Here is a 16,820-nt window from a genome sequence, read left to right as displayed (position 1 = left end):
CTTGTTCTATTCTGTTCTGAAACTCTCGGTTAGGTTTTGCAATTAAAATATCGTCAAATTCTACTAATTTAATCTCAGGACGAGTTGCTTTGATTCCTCTCCTTCTAATCCTTCATCATCCAAAATTTGCCGCCATACATGAAAAATGGTATGGACTGGAAATCCAGATGAGCCTGCTGCTGTGTCAATCATGTACTCATCTTCTTGAGGATTGAGCATTTTCACACACATATCAATTACATACCGAGGCGTGAAAAACTGTCCTTTTTCGCCCTTACTACTTTGATTAATTAAATACTCAAAGGCTTCATCGATTACATCCAGGTTGGAGTTAAACAGCTTCACATTTTCTAATGAGGACACACAAACTGATAGGTGAGAGGGAGTGAGGCTAATTTTGGTATCTTCACTAAATACCCCTTCCCATTTTTTCTTAGCTTTGTCAAAAAGATCCTGAATTTTTTTCTTGAGTGCTGCTTCCGTTTGTCCTGTATTCCGAAATTCTAGACAACGGGTAGAACGCTGGTTGCCTTGTCCAGAGTACCACTCATCATAGAGTTTAGTAAAAATCAGCTTAAATAATTCCTCAAAAACATCAACTCCGGCATTGGCTAGTACCTCATCTTCCATTTCTTCGATTAGGGTTTTAAGAGATTTATTCTCTTTAACTAATTTGTCATTGGCAATCAAGTCTTCCAGAGTGAACCTAATCTGAAGAATATCGGCTAAAGTTTGATTGGCTTTGGGAAGATCAGGAATATCTTCAAAATAGTTGGGATCTTTCCGTTGATAATAAGAGATTTGATCCCCATTTGTCCAGACGGCGATTGGTGCCCCTGTAGCGTTGCAGTAGGAACGAAGCTGATTTTTACCATCCTTAAGATTAGGCTTTTTGACTTCTACAAGAATATAGACTGTATTAGGACGATCTTTGTCAATCACCACAATATCTGCCCGTTTCACCTCCCGCCCAAAATTCACCCCATATTCGACTTGAATGCGACTGAGAGGGTACTGGAGGCGTTCTGTCAAAACTCGTAAATATAGCTGCCGAATTGCCTCCTCTGGTGTAAGCTTGATTGCCTTTTGTCGCACCAAGCAGACTGTGTAGGGAACCTCACCGCTTTTCGTTGTCTTGAGAGTAATACTTTGTTCCAATTGCTCAATTTCAGCCGTCTTAAATTGTGACAGCTTATAATTTGAGTCTTTAAGGATATCAGCTAGTTTCATGGTTTAGACTTGATCACGATTATCTACAAATCTTAGAAATGGTTAGAGAGCCTGAATGAGTGTATACAAAATTTGATAGGCAGGTTCATAAACTTTATTGGTGTCACTGTCTGGAATGATTTCACCATGAAACAAGACATTCCTAAGCTTATACAAAATTTCTATAATTCCTTTGCAAAGATATTCAGAATTATTAATAAAATGCAGGTTTCCCATTTGAATACAATTACTGAGATCAGAACTTAGTAAATTAATAGGCTTTGATGGATTAATCTGTTCAGGTTGTTCGTTTTGAGGATGTCTAATAAAGGAGTCGTCCTGAATACATCCGTAAAACTGTGAAAGCGGTGTTGCTTCCATTGGTTTAGGTAGGCTAGTTTGATAGACAATGATCACCTCAATATCCATATTCTGTACATCGGGTAAATGAACCTTCAAAAGACCATCACTACCGATATGAGATTTTAACTTGATGCTGTGCATAATATGAAAACCTACCTAAAAGTTAATTTCCTCACCTAATTCTTGCAGAATTCCCTGCAACTCCGCTAGGGCAGCTTCCAATTCACCTATTGCTTCTTTGGCTAAGATAGCAGGTTCGGGTAAATCACTGTTATCATCTTCATTTTCATCCTTAAGCCAGGAGATATCTAGATTATCCCCTCGTTCAGCGATCCAGTCACGGGAAAATTTTCTAAAGCGTCCTTCCTCGAGCGTATCAGTACGTTTAGCCAAACTAGCCGAACTACCCAAGGGATCATCACCAAAGGCTGTTTCAAACTCCTCAAAATGTTGACGCATCAGGGATGTTCGCTTACCAAATTGGGGAGTATTAGCACGCAGGTCATACACCCAAACTTCTTTAGTATTACCTTTTTCTGTCTTCCCGCGAGTAAAAAACAATACATTAGTTTTGACACCCTGAGCATAGAAAATACCTGATGGCAACCGCAGAATTGTATGAAGATTGCATTTATCCATCAAGTCACCCCGGATCTGTCGTCCCACATTACTCTCAAACAGCACGTTGTCGGGAAATACAGCCGCAGCACGACCACCCGGTTTTAAGCCTAGATAAATGTGTTGCAAGAAGCAAAACTGTTTGTTGCTGGTCGGGAACTCAAAATCTTTTCGCTCAGGTAAACCCCCACCTTTTTTGCTCCCAAAAGGTGGATTTGTAAGAATTAGAGTTGCGGTTGGTAAGGCTTTTCCATCTGGTGAAAGCGTATCGCCATAACGAATACCTGTTCCTTGCGGATTAAAATCCAATCCATGCAGCATCAAATTCATTAATGCTAAACGGTGTGTGTCTGACACAAGTTCCATTCCGTAGAAAGTATTGGCGCGATATTTTTCTTTTTGCTTTTTAGTCCAACTATTCGGATCGCTATGTTCTCGAATATATCTATCAGCAGCAATCAGGAATCCACCCGTACCAGCAGCAGGGTCTTGAATGATATCTTCTAAGGTGGGACGCATGACATGAACCATACTGTCAATTAACGGGCGTGGCGTAAAATACTGACCTGCACCAGCTTTTGATTCATTGGCATTTTTTTCAAGGAGTCCTTCATATACATCTCCTATACTTTCCCGTCGCGCATTGTACCAATCAAGCTTGTCTATTTCACTAACAAGTGTAGAAAGGGTATTAGGTCTATTGATAGAAGATTTAGCATCCGCAAAAATTGCTTTGACTATAACAGAACCATCTTTCTCTAAGTGGTTCAGAAGCTGCTTATAAAATTCAAGCTGCTCAGATTCCGGCTTGGTTTTTAAATCGTCCCAGCGATAACCCTCTGGAATCAGGCTTTCAGTTCCCGTTTCCTTAGCCATCTTCAGAAACAGTAGGTAGGTTAGCTCGATCATGTATTGATGAAAGGATATCCCGCCGTCCTTGAGGACGTTACAGAGATTCCAGAGCTTGGCAACAATGTCGTGGGTTGCAGTATTCATAAGCAAACATCATACATCTTCTTTAGCCCAAACTCCAATATTGATTAACTGGAAAATGAAATGATCTCTACTTATTGTTGAGAAGCACTTGGAGTTCTCAATCCGTTGGCAAGTTCTGCGATCGCTCAAAACCTCGGCATTGGTGTAGCTACATCAGAAATCAAATGCCCAATTTGGCGAAGGATTGCTTCAATTAGTCCAACAGGTTCAAGATAAGCCTTAATCTCTCAGATAGGATTCTGATTGCCTCTCGATTGGCTTCTGCATCAGCAGCACTAGCCTCTAGGTTAACAGCTTTTTCTTGAAGGCTAGTAATTTGCTCTGTTAATAGATTAATAGCTCCTTGTATATTTTTTCTCACGAGTTGAGCTTTGCGTTCTTTCTCCGCTTGTAACTGTCCCTTTTTTGATTGATCTCCTGTATCAAGTAGGGCATTAACACCCATAAAAATGCCAGTACCCAAAAGAATAGCAACGCCAATACCAGGAATCATCCCTCCAATACCGATTAGCGCTCCAAGACCAGCTAACCCAGATGTAATTCCTGCTGCACTCAATCCAATAACTGAACCAGAAAACCAAACAGCCGCAACGGGAACCCCTACAGCAGAAAGACCTGCTGCCGCTGTTTTTATAGCATCAGCCGCATAGTTATCGTCTAAACCACGCTCCCGAATTTCTCTGACTTTATGAATAAATATTTGAATTGCTTTTAATTGTTCATTTGAGATTTTGAGTTCTTGCTGGGCTAGGGCAATTGCTTTTTCTTCATTGAAATCCAGTTCGTCATTTGCCCAGGCAGTATCTACTAAGTTAATCATAAGACCGTAGCGTAGTTGTTCATCTGCCGTTCGTAATGCTCTTAAACAAGCCGATAAAGAAGGAGGTTCAATGATATACGACTGTACTTTTCTTTTGGCAGATTCAGTCATTCCTTGCAAATCCATCAATCCGAATATTAATTCAAGCTCTTCTTTATCGATGGAATTGTCTGCAAAAGCAATCGCAAATAATGCTCCATAGAAAGCTAGGCGATCGCTTTCAGAAACTTTAGCTAAATCGAGTGATTCATTCATGGTTAACTGAGTGAGTAGGTTTTAATCAATCATGTAGATAATTCTTCTATTTGAGACTTGAGTGTTTCGGCAAAACATTTAAGCCTCTAAATTCAAGAATACACTGTAAAAACTTAGATAGCTAGGTGGAAAATACGGAACTTTCAGAAATTCCTTAGAATCATCTCAGTAGGAATACTGAGTCCCTAGCCGAACAGTCGATGGGGAATGACTTTCATTCACGAGTTGAATAAAAAATCATTAATTGTTGAATAAATCATTTCACACTGCTATATCATTACTTCCCATTAGTCCGATTGATTTATTCAAAACTAAAATGGAAGAACGGGGGTATTCTGTGGGAGAAGTCACGGGGCGTTCGTCGGGAATTGATTATATTAAAGAATCGGATGGTTCCTACCAGGCTTATTATAAAACCTTCAAACCGTTAAACAATGCCGAGATTAAACGGGCAACAACGGACGGGTTTAATTGTGGCGAAATTGATTGTTTAATTGGCAATCGAACGATGTCTACGGGTATTAGTCTTCATGCTTCTGAGAAGTTTGCAGACCAACGACAGAGACATTTTTTATTATTACAACCGGAAGGGGATATTAATATTGCCAAACAATTCTTTGGACGCTTTGATAGAACGGGTCAGGTTAATGCACCCAAAATAACAATTGGTGCGGCCGATATTCCCTATGAAAGAAGAATGCAATCGATTTTAATGGGGAAGTTAGCCGGACTCAGTGCAAATACCACCGCCAACCGAGAATCTCAGGTGGATTTTGGGGAAAGTCGGGATTTTCTCAACCGATATGGCGACCAAGTTGCCGAGGAGGTTTTAAAGGATAATCCTGAACTGAATTATCGCCTAAGTTCTCCTTATCAAGAAGAATTTGAATATGAGGAAGGGAGACTAATTTCTAAGTTAACGGGACGATTACCCCTTCTTTCTATCGATGAACAGGAAGAAGTCATGCAACAAGTTGAAATGGGTTATGACGCTTTAATGGAAGAATTGGATTCTTTGGGAATTAATACGTTAAAAACTACCACTCTAGACTTAGATGCGGTGACACTTTCGACGGTTGAAGTCGTACCCGCAAATGGTGTGGGAGATACCCCTTTTGCCGCACCCGTTGTTCTGGATATTTTAGATGTTAAATCCGGTCGTAAACCCTACACGTCGGGGCAAGTTTTGAACCGAGTTCGGCAGGAAATTGGTTTGGAGAAGTTAGGCCAACAAGTGTCAGTAAATCCAACCGATTTGCATGATTTAGGGATTCGCAGGGCTTCCTATCATCACGCCATCGAACAAATTTCTGAGTTGGAAAAGTTAAAGGAAAGCTATCAACAAGACCGTCAAAGTTTGTTTAAAACTGAGAGCAGTCTTCAGAATTTTATCGACACGACGAATAAGCAAACGGCAGTTATTACGGGGATGAGGAGGGCGTTTTCTGTTGGTACTCCGGTTGAAATTGAAACTCCCGAAGGCAGCGAGATGTATGGGGTGATTTTGGGTCATTATGCCAAGCCACCGGACAAGAGTGGCAACCCTTTAAGACCGAGTAATCATCAGATTAAAATTGCTGTGGCTGATGGAGCAAAAGAATTGGATTTGGCTTATTCTAAGTTTGGTTCTACCAAAGGAAAATACTTTATAAAACCCCAGTATTCGATTCTTTAACGGGACGAAGAAAAACCCGTTTTACAACTGTTTGATGAGGCTCAAAATGCCGACCGGGAACAGCGTTATATGATGACGGGGAACTTATTGAAAGCAGCCGATAAGTTTGGTTCTCAGGGGAAAATTGTTCATTACACCGATAGGGTGGGCGAACGTCATCCCGGTTTTTTGATGCGAAAAAGCTTTGAACCGACAAGGGATTTAGCCAACGCTCCAGTGCGATTAACTGAAGTTGAACACATTGAAGATTTTACCAAAGAACGGGGGTTAACCTTGCACACTCGCGATGCTCGGTTGAGTTTTTTCTACGATGAGGAAAATGAGGTTTATGGAATTTCTGTTCCCAAATCTAAGAAGGCGGGTGGGGAATTTTTCTTGGACAAAAAGCTGTTAGAAGCCGCCACATTAGAAGGCGTTGAACGCAATGAATTCTACAGTCGGGGCGATAGTTCTTATCTGTATTTTTCTCCCGATGAGTTGGAATCTGTGGTTGAACGTTTGGATGAAAAATGGGGGTTGTATGCGATTGGAAAAGAAGATGCGGCGATAGCCAGGGAATTGGTTGGGTTGGAAATTCCCGATTTTGAGGAGATTCTGGCGACGGCGTTTGAGGTTCAACAGGAACTTAGAGCATCAGAGGATGTTGAACCCAATATCGCCTCACCGACTTTATCGGTTATTGATGGAGGGAAATTATCAATTACCTCAGATACGGAAACTGTAGAGACTACCAATTCACCACAGGTTGAGTTAGAGGTAGAACCTGATATTACTCAGAACTCGGAAACGGAAACTGTACAGATTACCAATTCCCCACAGGTTGAGTTAGAGGTAGAATCTGATATTACCCAGAATTCGGAGATAGAAACTGTAGAGATTAGGAAGTTAGAATCTCAAAATTCTGAGCAAGCAACCACAGATTCAACATTACCAGAAGCGTCACCAGGAGAAGTTGAGTTTTTCAATTCCCAAGAGGATTTACAAGAACAACCCCTAGAAATTTCTGAGACAAACATCAATGAAATTGAGATTGAGCAATCGGAACTCATTCAACAGCAGCGAGTTCAAATTGTCGCCCCCATTACCAATGAGTTATTAAAATTTGTCGGGGAAAACCGTTATGAAGGCTCTCAGAATATTGCTTATCGCCAAGACGATACCCTCAATATTGAAACTTTGGAACATCGGCATTTAATGGGCGCTCGTTGGGATGAAACTTCCCGCAATTGGTACAACATTAACTCCAATTTGTCCGATGAAGATGTTTCCCATTTTCAAAGCATTCAGGCGGTTCTTGTTCAACGCATTGATGAATTAGAACGCAACAAACAACAGCAGGAATTTGTGGGGCGATTGGCTCCTTTGATTGCCGATTATCACGACTTAGCATCGGATGGGGAAAAGGCTAATTTGGGTTATTGCAGTACGAGTTGGGATACAAAACAGCAAGTTTTAACGCTAATCGATGAGGAGAAAGGCGAGGAAATCTTAACAGCTCAACTCACCGATAAAAGATGGAAAAATATCAATTCTCAGCTTTCTCGTTGGCAGGTTGATGAACTTGAAAATGAAATCATGTCTACTCTTGATTGTCGTACTGAGGAATTATTGGACGGTGTTACTAACGTCTAACGCTTCCTTATGGACTATGCTCGTAAAGCGTAAAGCGATAGGGATGAGTCAATCATCAAGGCTTATGAGAGATTTGAGATAAAAAGGGTATAATGTAAAAACTGTAGTTAAAACATTAAAAAAGAACACATTAGTAGGAACAACAATGACAGCAAAATATTTTTCACTATTAGACCATACTATTGGACTTTACAAACAAGCTTTCAAAATATTAGAACCCGGTGAAATAGACGACTTCACAGTAATTTCAGGATGTATATTACTAACTACAGGTTTGGAAAAACTTATAAAGTGGGCTTTATATAAGAAAAACCGTTTAATGATTTTAGATGAGAAAATAACATTTGAGACTTTAATTGACTTTGAAAATGGGAGTGATTTGAGTGGAAAAAGTACGGTTAGTATAGATAAAGCTAAGGATAATTTGTTTATACTATATAAAAATTTGAACCAACATGAAATACTGGAAGATATTAATTACTTGATAAAAACAAGAAATGCTTTAGCACATAACTTTGGCTACGTTAAGGTAGGTGAGCTAGAGAAACGTATTCAGACTAAAGTAATAAAGATAACAGAAATAATTTGTGAATTATGTCTTGATACAAATCCCAAAGTTATTTTCGGTGAAGAACTATGGAATCAGATGATAACAACTAGAGACGCTTATAGAAAAGCTGATATATTGGAACTAGAACAAAGAATTAAACATTTAAGACGAATGTATCAGCAGGGACTTGAACTGCCTTGTGAGAGAATAGAATTATCTGAAAAATTTGAAACTACCACTTATCCTTGTCCTATCTGTAGTAAAAATGCAGAAGTTGTTATAGATTATGATCTATTAACTGATGAGGATATAATATTAAACGTACATTATTACGTGAGCTTAGTACAATGCAAATGTGGATTCAGTATATCTGAAAAAACCATGAATGGATTTGAAGAAATTAAAATACTTTTAGGTAAAGATTATGAAAAACTTATAAAAAATGCTATTGACAAAAGCTCCGAATAATTCATATAAAGCCTAATAGATATAAGGATAATTCTGTTTACATTGAATAAAAAGTCTAAACTCCAAAGTGATATTTCCCGAAATTTATCTACACAAATCGGGGCGAGTGATAGATTTATGGTAGTCGCTCACCCCCCTTCGGCTCAGTTAATTATCAGATAATTGGATTACACGTTAGTCTTGTAAAGCAATTATTCTCTAATACCAAAACAAACGAAAGCTACTCATCTGGATTACAAACCTTATCTATAAACATACCAACTCCCAATCCAATCGCTATTGCACCCCCCACAACTACAGCAGATGGAAACATTGCTACTGTTGTAGTTGCTCCTAAAAGACCTAAAAGACCACCAGCAGATACTTGTGTAGTTACGCTTCCTAACGCTACAGCCGCCGCCGCCCCAGTTACAGGTGTAGTAATTTTTTCATTAAAACTACTAACCTGATATGAAACCTTTTTACCAATTTTGCACCAGTTTGCAAAATGTTCACAATTATTGCGAAAAATATTGTAATCAATTTCTCCTAACCGATTGACTGCTCTGTGAATGACTGTTTCTGGCGCAAAACAATTGTCATGTTTATGATCTACATAATAAATATCTTGATTGTTAGCAAAATTTTCATAAGAAACGCTTCTAATTTGTCCGCAATTATTCTTGCTCGTATAATGAATGACAACATTATGATAAATTCTGTTTTGCAAAGTAATGTCACCGCAATAAATACCATGATGCCAGTAATGCCCATCGTTTCGACAAATATGATCGCCAGGTTGAAAGATATGCAAATCTTCAGTCATTGATTCTCCTTTGCATTTATGCGATTAACTAGATTAATTTAAAATTAACCTTAAATTCCTTAAAATACAATACGAAAATTTACAGATAATTTTTATCTATGCAATCTTTTAAATACTAAAAAGATAACTCGTAAATATACCAATGTCGCTATCTTTATCTTTAAGTCTTGAAAGGTTCTCAAACCCCTACCGACCCATAAGTAGGGAATTTACTTAAGTGGTATCGCATGAATGATCGCTCCAGAGAATTGCAAGTTTCCACCGATTTAATTTTAGAAGAAATTGACACCGAAGCCAGGGAAACGGCGCGTACACTGAATACAAATCAGCCCAATTGGGAACCTATTAATCCTCCCACTCCCATTCGCTTTCAAACGACGGATACCGGACGGGGAGATAGCCATTTTTTAGATGCGGTTCATCAGTATGATTCGAGACTTTTAACTGAAGATACGGGTTTGTCTCCTTCTCAAGTTTTGGTCGATGAAATAATTCTACAAGACCCCAATATTTCGGGTCACTTAGAAACTCAGCAATGGGTTTACAATACCGCCCAAGAAATTCATCAAGATGTCTCTCAAATTCGTGACTCTGTTGTTGAGCAACAACAGGCGCTCGTTGAAGAAGTTGGTCAGACTATTAATAATCTTGAAGCCAGTCTCACCAATATGGATAAACGCTTCGATAAGATTGATCAGTCCCTCCATAAAATTATTGAATGTGGTAGACAAGGATAATAAAGTCTATCCAACCTGGCATCAAAATTCAGCCGCAACGGGTCGAATGTCTGCTACAAAACCCGCCATTCAAAATATCCCGGCTGAACTTAAACGGGCAATTATTCCCGAACAACAAGGAGAGGAAAGACGGGTCTTTGTCAGGGCGGATTATTCTCAACAAGAACTGAGAATTTTGGCTCAACTCACCGGAGATAAAATGTTAACGAGCGCCTATCAAGAGGGTAGAGATGCTCACAGGTTAACCGCTTCTTTGATGACGGGAAAACCAGAGAACGAAGTCACCAGCGAAGAACGACAACGAGCTAAACCCGTGAATTTTGGTAAAATTTATGGTCAGTCTCCACAGGGATTACAAAGTTATGCGATCGCTTCCTACGGAGTAGAATTCTCTATAGAAGATGCAATGAAGTTTCAAGCGGCAATGGATAAAGGTTATCCCTCAGTTGCCCGACACGAACAACAGGTTAGACAGGATTTTAAGCAACAGTGGAATGCTGCCTTATCTTCTCAAGATAATCAATACCCACAAACTCGCACATTATTAGGTAGAAAACGAGAGTGGCAACCTCAACCTCATCAATATCCCCCTATTAATGAAGCCTTGAACGCTCCCATTCAGGGTTCTGGGGCGGATATGAGCAAATTGGCTCTGGCTTTGTTACCGGATGCGCTGCAAGAAACGGGGGCAAAAATTACTTTAATTCGCCACGATGAGATTGTTTTGACGGCGCAAGAGTCTCAAGCTGAAAAAGTGGGGAAGATTTTGGAGAGCGTGATGAAGGTTGCTGGCGATCGCATAACTCCCGATATCCCAACTGTGGCAGAGGTGAGCATTTGTGATAATTTGTTGGGAGTTCGGCTAAGTGAGCAAGAGTTTAGAAACCGTGCAGAAAAATTGCCATCTCCAAGTAGAAAAGAACCCATCACTCAATTAAGAACTTACCCCAAACAAGCACCGAAACCTAGACCGAAACAGCAATTATTATCTTCTGAAAATACCCTAACCGATTTCGATATTCGAGATCATGTTAAATTCAGGAATGGTCGCGGGGAATGCCCCTGTTGTGGGTTAGAAGGAAAGCCCAATAACCTCAATTTAAGTGTTCGTGAAGACGGTTTATTTTGGTGTTTTCGTGGCAGTGGAGGGGAGGCTCCCAGCCGTGATGTTGAGCAACTCCATGATGAAAAAGCGATTCGTAAAGCGTTGGGACTTCCAGAAGTTGGGAAAGTTCAAGTCTTACCTGATATTAGAGAGTTTAACCAGTCCCAAAGTTCATCTGAGAATCTTACGCCCAGAGTTGCTACAGAAGAAGATTTAAAGATGTCACAACAGCGTCTTCTTTCTGCTGATGCCAAACACCATTCCCTTCAACAAAAGGCTTTGGACTATTTGGAACATCGGGGAATTACACCGGAAATGGCTCAACGCTATAACATTGGCTTGAACTTTGGTTTCCGCACTCCCGATGGGCGATCGCTTCCTGCATCCATTACTTTTCATCACCGGGATGCCGTTGAACCCGATAAGCTTTACCTTCGCCGCCGCTATGCTCCCTGGCTATCAGAAAACGAACTTGAACCGGGAACTCCCAAATGGGGACAGTCAGGTGTTCTGCCTTCGGTTTGGGTGGTACAGCAGCCCGAACAAAATGTGGAGAAAACCTATTTAACAGAAGGGCCTTGGGATGCGGTGAGGTTGGGTGAGGCGGTGCGTCAGTCTGGGGAAAGCATTGCGGTTGCTTGTACTTCGACAGGAGCCAGGGGCATTCCCCCACCTGAGCAACTGAGGGCTATTCCCGGTGATGAGGTTGTGATTTTCTACGATCGCTTTGATAGCCACAACGAGGGACAAATTGGGGCGATTAAAATGGCTAAGGCTTTACGGGATGTGGGAAAACGGGCAACGGTGGCGTTGGTTCCCCATCGAGGAGAAGTGAAGAACGGATGGGATATCGGCGATGCCTTCGATGCGGGGTTTACTCTTGAAGATATTCAGCAAGCCGAAGCTGACGCTAAACAACAGCAGCAATGGGCAAAACAGGTGGCTGAAGTTGTTTGTGATTGTTTGAACCAGGCTCGAACTCACCATCTAGAAGGTTCTCGGCATACGGCTCATTGGAGTAAACGCGATCGCCGTCTAACTCTGTTGGAAAATGACACCGAGCATAAGGTTTTGGATGTTGTTTGGGATGACGGTTGGGTAAATGTTGATAGTCGGTTGAATCGGGAGAAGGTGGATTACTTTTTGGAGGAGGTTCAGCCGAAACTTTTATCTGAAAATGGCTCCCCTTACCTAAACAGAAGGCTTGTGTTGCAATAATACCAAAATGTTGCAACGGCAAATGTTCCATTACAACCGAACTTCCGTTGAACTTAGCGTATATATTCTCGAACCCTAAAAATTTGTTGACTGGATTTAGGTTGATTTTGCTTCAAAACTCGAATTAATCGATTCTCTAATTCTGCCCCTTGAGTCTCCAAATAAATATGAAGTGCTTGCGCTTGCCCCAAATAGTCCCGATCCTCTTTACAAATAACGATACCATTATGATTAATTCCACTTCTATGTAGGGCTAGAAAATCATCTCGATTGAGAGTAATAACGCTCCGATTTTGAGCGGTTGCATAAGCTAAAACTTCTAAATCTGGAATTCCTTGATTAGCTTGTCCTGCTTCGGAGGATGTGAGTAGATCATCACCTAAATTGCGGAGAGCTTCTACCAAATCTAAGGGAAAGTTTTTATTGGAATAGAATCTACTCATCATCATGTTCTTCCCCAGCATGGGAAGCAATTAGGGAGTCAATTTCTGCTGTATGAGCGTGATAATAAATCCGTGCCGCCATCAAATCAAAAGGAGTTAATACCGGAAAATTTCGTAACAGTTCTTCTTCATCCGCCCCTTGGTTTTGGAAATAAATGATTGTCAAAACCGCGATTCGAGTATTACGAATCCGAGCGTGACCCTCACATATTCCCTCTGTTTTCTGAATGCTTCTGATGGTGAGTTGTTCTTGAAAAAGCACATAGTCATCTTGGGGTAGAGACTCAATCATTTGAACTAAAGATTCGACAAGTTTTGGATTCATAAAAGTATTTAAGTCTTCAACGTCAATTGATAAATATTCTCTGAAGTCATAGATTATACTCCTATTAATTTCCAAGCTTAAAGAGCGATTAAGCTTCCAGTTCCAGAGTGAGAATTCCCGCCCTATAATCGACAGTGATTCGGGCTTGATGCCATCTCAACCCCAACAAAATATCTGGAATCCCCCGTCCCACATGAACGGGAATCACGCAAGTTTTCCCGCCAATAATGACTTTTCCCTGATAAATATCAAACCGACTTAAACCATTGGCGGTGGCTAGTTCCACATCCGGTTGCAGCAAGCGCCAGCCCAAAGCGGACACATCTGCGGCGTTTAATGCCAAGTAACCATTGGAAAACCCGGAGTCAAACACCGCATCAACAGCTATAGGTTCTCCGTCGCTGGTAACGAGTTCAATCTCAAAAATCCACACTCCTCCCGGTCCAAATCGACCTTGAATAATCGTCATAGGCGACCGCAGCTTCCCGTGCGCGTTAATGCCAAAAATGCAGGTTGGACTTTGAGGAAAGTAGATCTGGGAACGCCACAGTAAAACTTCAAAGTCCGCTTCGACCAAATAAACCCCCGTTTCGGGTTCAATAGAAACATATTCGTCGGGATGAGATGACATCAACCTCAATTTCAAACACTCAAAATGTGTTCTGGCCCGTTGACGCAACTCGGTGCGTTTGCGTTCATATTCAAGTTGCTGTGGGGGAGCTTCAGTTTCAAAAATTCTTCCCCGTTTTGGGCTTGTATGCGATCGCTTACTGATAGTAGTGGTCATGGTTGTTAGGAGGTAATTTGTGCTTTATGGATTGAGGAAATCCGCGAGTCGGGGTCTTGATTCAATACACCCTGCGTAGTTTTCATAAAGTGTTCTAACATCGTGACCTGTTAATTCGGCGACCATCACCGGATTCATGCCATGCTCCAAAGCATGGGAAATAAACGTGTGACGGGTGTTGTAGGGCTTGCGATATTCCACTCCGGCTTCTTTGAGAACATTAATCCAAGCTCGGTTTCTGAAGTTATGGTCATCAATCGCAGCGCCCGTCTTCGATGTGAACACCAATTCATCGGGCTTGAATTTTGTAGCGCGACGGGCTAACAGGATTTGCTGAAGATGGGGAGTTAGGGTAATCGTCCTAGCTTTATTGGTTTTGGTGGCTTTTCGTTTTCCCCGACTCAACGACTCCCCGATCCACACGGTTGAACAATCATCGTGTTCCGTGCTTCCAACATAACCCAATCGCCTCGGCAGTCCGACAGCCCGTACCAAACAAAAATTCCACATAGTTGGTATAGTAGCTGTAATATGGACTATCTCTGAAGGTTTGAATAATTTTTTGAATCTCCGACAGGGTGAAGGGTTTGGGCTTTTGCTTGGGCGGGAGCTTGAAACGCTTTACCACATCAGTCCAGGGATTAACTTCTATCAAGTCTTGCTTGATTCCATAGTCAAAAGCCGCTTTCAGCAATGATAGATGCTCTTTTGCTGTGGGGGCTGACATCTTTTCTTGCAACCAGTGACTGAAGGCAATTGTCAATTTTTCGCCGATCTCGCTGGCTTTTCGTTCTCCGAGAAAGTCGCTAACATATCTTAAACAAGCTCGGTATTTTTCCAGGGTACGGGAGTCTAGGAATCCCGACTTGTACTCCATAAACTGCTCAAATAAAACGCCGACGGCAATTGATGAGCGATTGTCCCCCGTTTTGTAGCGTTTGAGGGTGGGATCAAAATTTTCTGAGAGAATATCCAACTCAATAGTCGTGGCCTTTCTTTGAGCGAGGGAGCGATTAATGGGGGTGTCCGGTAAGCCAACGGGCAAGAAATACCGCTTGCCCTGATATCGCCAGTAGAGTCTCAAAAATCCTTTATCAGCACCGATACTGACGGAACCTTTCTTAGAACGACTCAAAGCCCATGCCTCCGTTCAACTGATCTCACCAAGTTCTCACCAATAATAGCTATATAATGAGACATAATCAGCCATCAGTGAGAGACGGTGGAAGTCGTTTGCTGCTGTACTGTCACAGCAAAAACCTTCGGAAACTCCCTCTGTGTAAGGGTTTGAAATGAATCGGGATGACAGGATTTGAACCTGCGACCCCCTCGTCCCGAACGAGGTGCGCTACCAAGCTGCGCTACATCCCGTAGATAATATTATTGTACCACGTTAATCTAAAATCTCCTAATACAATTCCCGAAAAATTTCGGTTAGGATAGATCTAGCATACTGTTCAAGTCAAAGGAAGCAGAAAGAGCGTGGTTGTTAAGCCAGATTGGTTGCGAGTCAAAGCCCCTCAATGGGAACGAGTTGGTCAAGTTAAGGATATTCTCCGAGATTTGGGCTTAAATACAGTTTGTGAAGAAGCCTCTTGTCCGAATATTGGAGAATGTTTTCATGCGGGTACTGCAACTTTTCTGATTATGGGGCCAGCTTGTACTCGCGCTTGTCCTTATTGTGATATTGATTTTGAGAAGAAACCAAAACCGTTAGATGCGACTGAACCGGAACGACTCGCCGAAGCGGTGCGACGGATGAATTTGAACCATGTTGTCATTACTTCCGTCAACCGAGATGACTTAGCTGATGGCGGTGCTTCTCAGTTTGTCGGCTGTATCGAAGCGGTTCGCCGTCTATCTCCCAAAACCACCATAGAAGTATTAATCCCTGACTTGTGTGGGAATTGGGAAGCTTTGAACACTATCTTACAGGCTCAACCTGAAGTTCTCAACCATAATAGCGAAACGGTTCCCCGTCTGTATCGGCGAGTTCGTCCCCAAGGGGATTATCAGCGTAGTTTAGAACTGTTGAAGCGATCGCGTCAACTCTCGCCGGGAGTGTATACTAAGTCAGGTATCATGGTCGGACTCGGGGAAACAGATGCAGAAGTTCGAGCGGTGATGCAAGACCTACGAACTGTCAATTGTGATATCCTAACAATAGGACAATATTTGCAACCGAGTCCTAAGCACTTACCTGTTGTTGACTTTATCTCACCTGAACAGTTTGAGGCTTGGAAAACCTACGGTGAGTCTTTAGGGTTTTTACAGGTAGTTGCAACTCCATTAACTCGCAGTTCTTACCATGCCGAACAGGTGAGAACCTTGATCGAACAAAATCCACGTCCTATACTCTAACCTAAGAGAGAGGAAAAACTCTGTTATAGTCGCTAGAATAAGCTAGTCAAAAAGCCCGATTATGATCTGATCGGCTGGGTCTGTCGATATTGGTGAAAAATATAAACCTCCACCGTCTCAGAGAAAACTTAGGATTAACCAGAAGATCACGACGAACCCATCTACATGAAAGTGCATCTTCTGTCCGCATCAACCCAGTTAGGCTAAAACACCTTTGATATTGAATGAATGTTCTACATAAAAGTTCCCTGATTTTTCACTTGTGATCTGAAACCAGAGTTAAGAGTGATCGGGAACGTCAGCTTGTGGTGATGAAGATTAGTTGAACGTCTGATGACTATCACTTCTTTGTGATGGGTGTCTCCCTATACTAGCTAATGACCATGAAGGAGTGACTCATCTACTCGGGCTGCCATCCCACACTCACTGAGGACCCTCCCTTGAGGACATCTC

At 41.6% G+C, this 16,820-nt stretch carries 15 protein-coding genes, 1 tRNA gene and 1 pseudogene; 6 read left to right on the top strand and 11 right to left on the bottom strand.

Annotated elements, in window-relative coordinates:
* Positions 1-63: 63 nt before the first annotated feature.
* The 4 genes from VB836_RS13805 to VB836_RS13790 all read right to left on the bottom strand — a co-directional run bounded on the left by VB836_RS13805 (position 64) and on the right by VB836_RS13790 (position 4,261).
* Positions 64-1,230: a type I restriction enzyme HsdR N-terminal domain-containing protein gene (locus VB836_RS13805; RefSeq protein WP_323219869.1), complete on the bottom strand. Its 1,167-nt coding sequence runs from the start codon at positions 1,228-1,230 to the stop codon at positions 64-66.
* A gap of 42 nt (positions 1,231-1,272) precedes the next feature.
* Positions 1,273-1,713, bottom strand: a complete 441-nt coding sequence (locus VB836_RS13800; protein WP_323219868.1) for a hypothetical protein — start codon at positions 1,711-1,713, stop codon at positions 1,273-1,275.
* A gap of 15 nt (positions 1,714-1,728) precedes the next feature.
* Positions 1,729-3,186, bottom strand: coding sequence for a class I SAM-dependent DNA methyltransferase (locus VB836_RS13795; protein WP_323219866.1), 1,458 nt, complete (start codon positions 3,184-3,186; stop codon positions 1,729-1,731).
* A gap of 193 nt (positions 3,187-3,379) precedes the next feature.
* Positions 3,380-4,261 carry a hypothetical protein gene (locus tag VB836_RS13790; RefSeq protein WP_323219864.1) on the bottom strand — a complete coding sequence of 294 codons (882 nt, stop codon included), beginning with the start codon at positions 4,259-4,261 and terminating at the stop codon, positions 3,380-3,382.
* 247 nt (positions 4,262-4,508) lie between these two features.
* Here VB836_RS13790 and VB836_RS13785 point away from each other — a divergent pair, with 247 nt between their 5' ends.
* The 3 genes from VB836_RS13785 to VB836_RS13775 all read left to right on the top strand — a co-directional run bounded on the left by VB836_RS13785 (position 4,509) and on the right by VB836_RS13775 (position 8,586).
* Positions 4,509-5,936, top strand: a complete 1,428-nt coding sequence (locus VB836_RS13785) for a strawberry notch C-terminal domain-containing protein (protein WP_323219863.1) — start codon at positions 4,509-4,511, stop codon at positions 5,934-5,936.
* Positions 5,937-6,005: 69 nt separating this feature from the next.
* Positions 6,006-7,568: a hypothetical protein gene (locus tag VB836_RS13780; RefSeq protein ID WP_323219861.1), complete on the top strand. Its 1,563-nt coding sequence runs from the start codon at positions 6,006-6,008 to the stop codon at positions 7,566-7,568.
* 145 nt (positions 7,569-7,713) lie between these two features.
* Positions 7,714-8,586 (top strand): hypothetical protein, encoded by an 873-nt coding sequence (locus VB836_RS13775; RefSeq protein ID WP_323219860.1) that lies wholly within the window; start codon positions 7,714-7,716, stop codon positions 8,584-8,586.
* Positions 8,587-8,806: 220 nt separating this feature from the next.
* On the opposite strand, the gene VB836_RS13770 is transcribed toward VB836_RS13775, so the two are convergent.
* Positions 8,807-9,391, bottom strand: coding sequence for a lecithin retinol acyltransferase family protein (locus VB836_RS13770; RefSeq protein WP_323219858.1), 585 nt, complete (start codon positions 9,389-9,391; stop codon positions 8,807-8,809).
* A gap of 227 nt (positions 9,392-9,618) precedes the next feature.
* Between VB836_RS13770 and VB836_RS13765 the strand changes: the two genes are divergently transcribed.
* Both VB836_RS13765 and VB836_RS13760 read left to right on the top strand, forming a co-directional pair.
* Positions 9,619-10,128, top strand: a complete 510-nt coding sequence (locus VB836_RS13765; protein ID WP_323219856.1) for a hypothetical protein — start codon at positions 9,619-9,621, stop codon at positions 10,126-10,128.
* Positions 10,112-12,451 (top strand): DNA polymerase, encoded by a 2,340-nt coding sequence (locus tag VB836_RS13760; protein WP_323219854.1) that lies wholly within the window; start codon positions 10,112-10,114, stop codon positions 12,449-12,451. The genes VB836_RS13765 and VB836_RS13760 overlap by 17 nt, the downstream gene beginning before the upstream one ends.
* 53 nt (positions 12,452-12,504) lie before the next feature.
* Here VB836_RS13760 and VB836_RS13755 read toward each other — a convergent pair whose 3' ends face one another.
* The 6 genes from VB836_RS13755 to VB836_RS13730 form a co-directional block, all read right to left on the bottom strand.
* On the bottom strand, positions 12,505-12,900 hold the full coding sequence (locus VB836_RS13755; RefSeq protein ID WP_323219853.1) for a DUF5615 family PIN-like protein: 396 nt from the start codon (positions 12,898-12,900) through the stop codon (positions 12,505-12,507).
* Positions 12,887-13,219 carry a DUF433 domain-containing protein gene (locus VB836_RS13750; RefSeq protein WP_323219851.1) on the bottom strand — a complete coding sequence of 111 codons (333 nt, stop codon included), beginning with the start codon at positions 13,217-13,219 and terminating at the stop codon, positions 12,887-12,889. The genes VB836_RS13755 and VB836_RS13750 overlap by 14 nt, the downstream gene beginning before the upstream one ends.
* An 88-nt stretch (positions 13,220-13,307) precedes the next feature.
* Positions 13,308-14,006 carry a hypothetical protein gene (locus tag VB836_RS13745; RefSeq protein ID WP_323219849.1) on the bottom strand — a complete coding sequence of 233 codons (699 nt, stop codon included), beginning with the start codon at positions 14,004-14,006 and terminating at the stop codon, positions 13,308-13,310.
* Between the two features lie 24 nt (positions 14,007-14,030).
* Positions 14,031-14,429: a site-specific integrase gene (locus VB836_RS13740; RefSeq protein WP_323219847.1), complete on the bottom strand. Its 399-nt coding sequence runs from the start codon at positions 14,427-14,429 to the stop codon at positions 14,031-14,033.
* Positions 14,430-14,439: 10 nt separating this feature from the next.
* Positions 14,440-15,141: a phage integrase SAM-like domain-containing protein gene (locus tag VB836_RS13735; protein ID WP_323219845.1), complete on the bottom strand. Its 702-nt coding sequence runs from the start codon at positions 15,139-15,141 to the stop codon at positions 14,440-14,442.
* 162 nt (positions 15,142-15,303) lie between these two features.
* Positions 15,304-15,377 (bottom strand) — tRNA-Pro (locus VB836_RS13730).
* 96 nt (positions 15,378-15,473) lie between these two features.
* Here VB836_RS13730 and lipA point away from each other — a divergent pair.
* A pseudogene (gene lipA / locus VB836_RS13725) lies at positions 15,474-16,367 on the top strand (lipoyl synthase); the annotation flags it as partial.
* Positions 16,368-16,820 lie beyond the last annotated feature (453 nt).

The organism is Limnoraphis robusta BA-68 BA1, assembly GCF_034932365.1.
GTDB lineage: Bacteria > Cyanobacteriota > Cyanobacteriia > Cyanobacteriales > Microcoleaceae > Capilliphycus > Capilliphycus robustus.
Note: the sequence above shows the minus strand (reverse complement) of the source record. Positions and strands in the feature narration are given on the sequence as shown.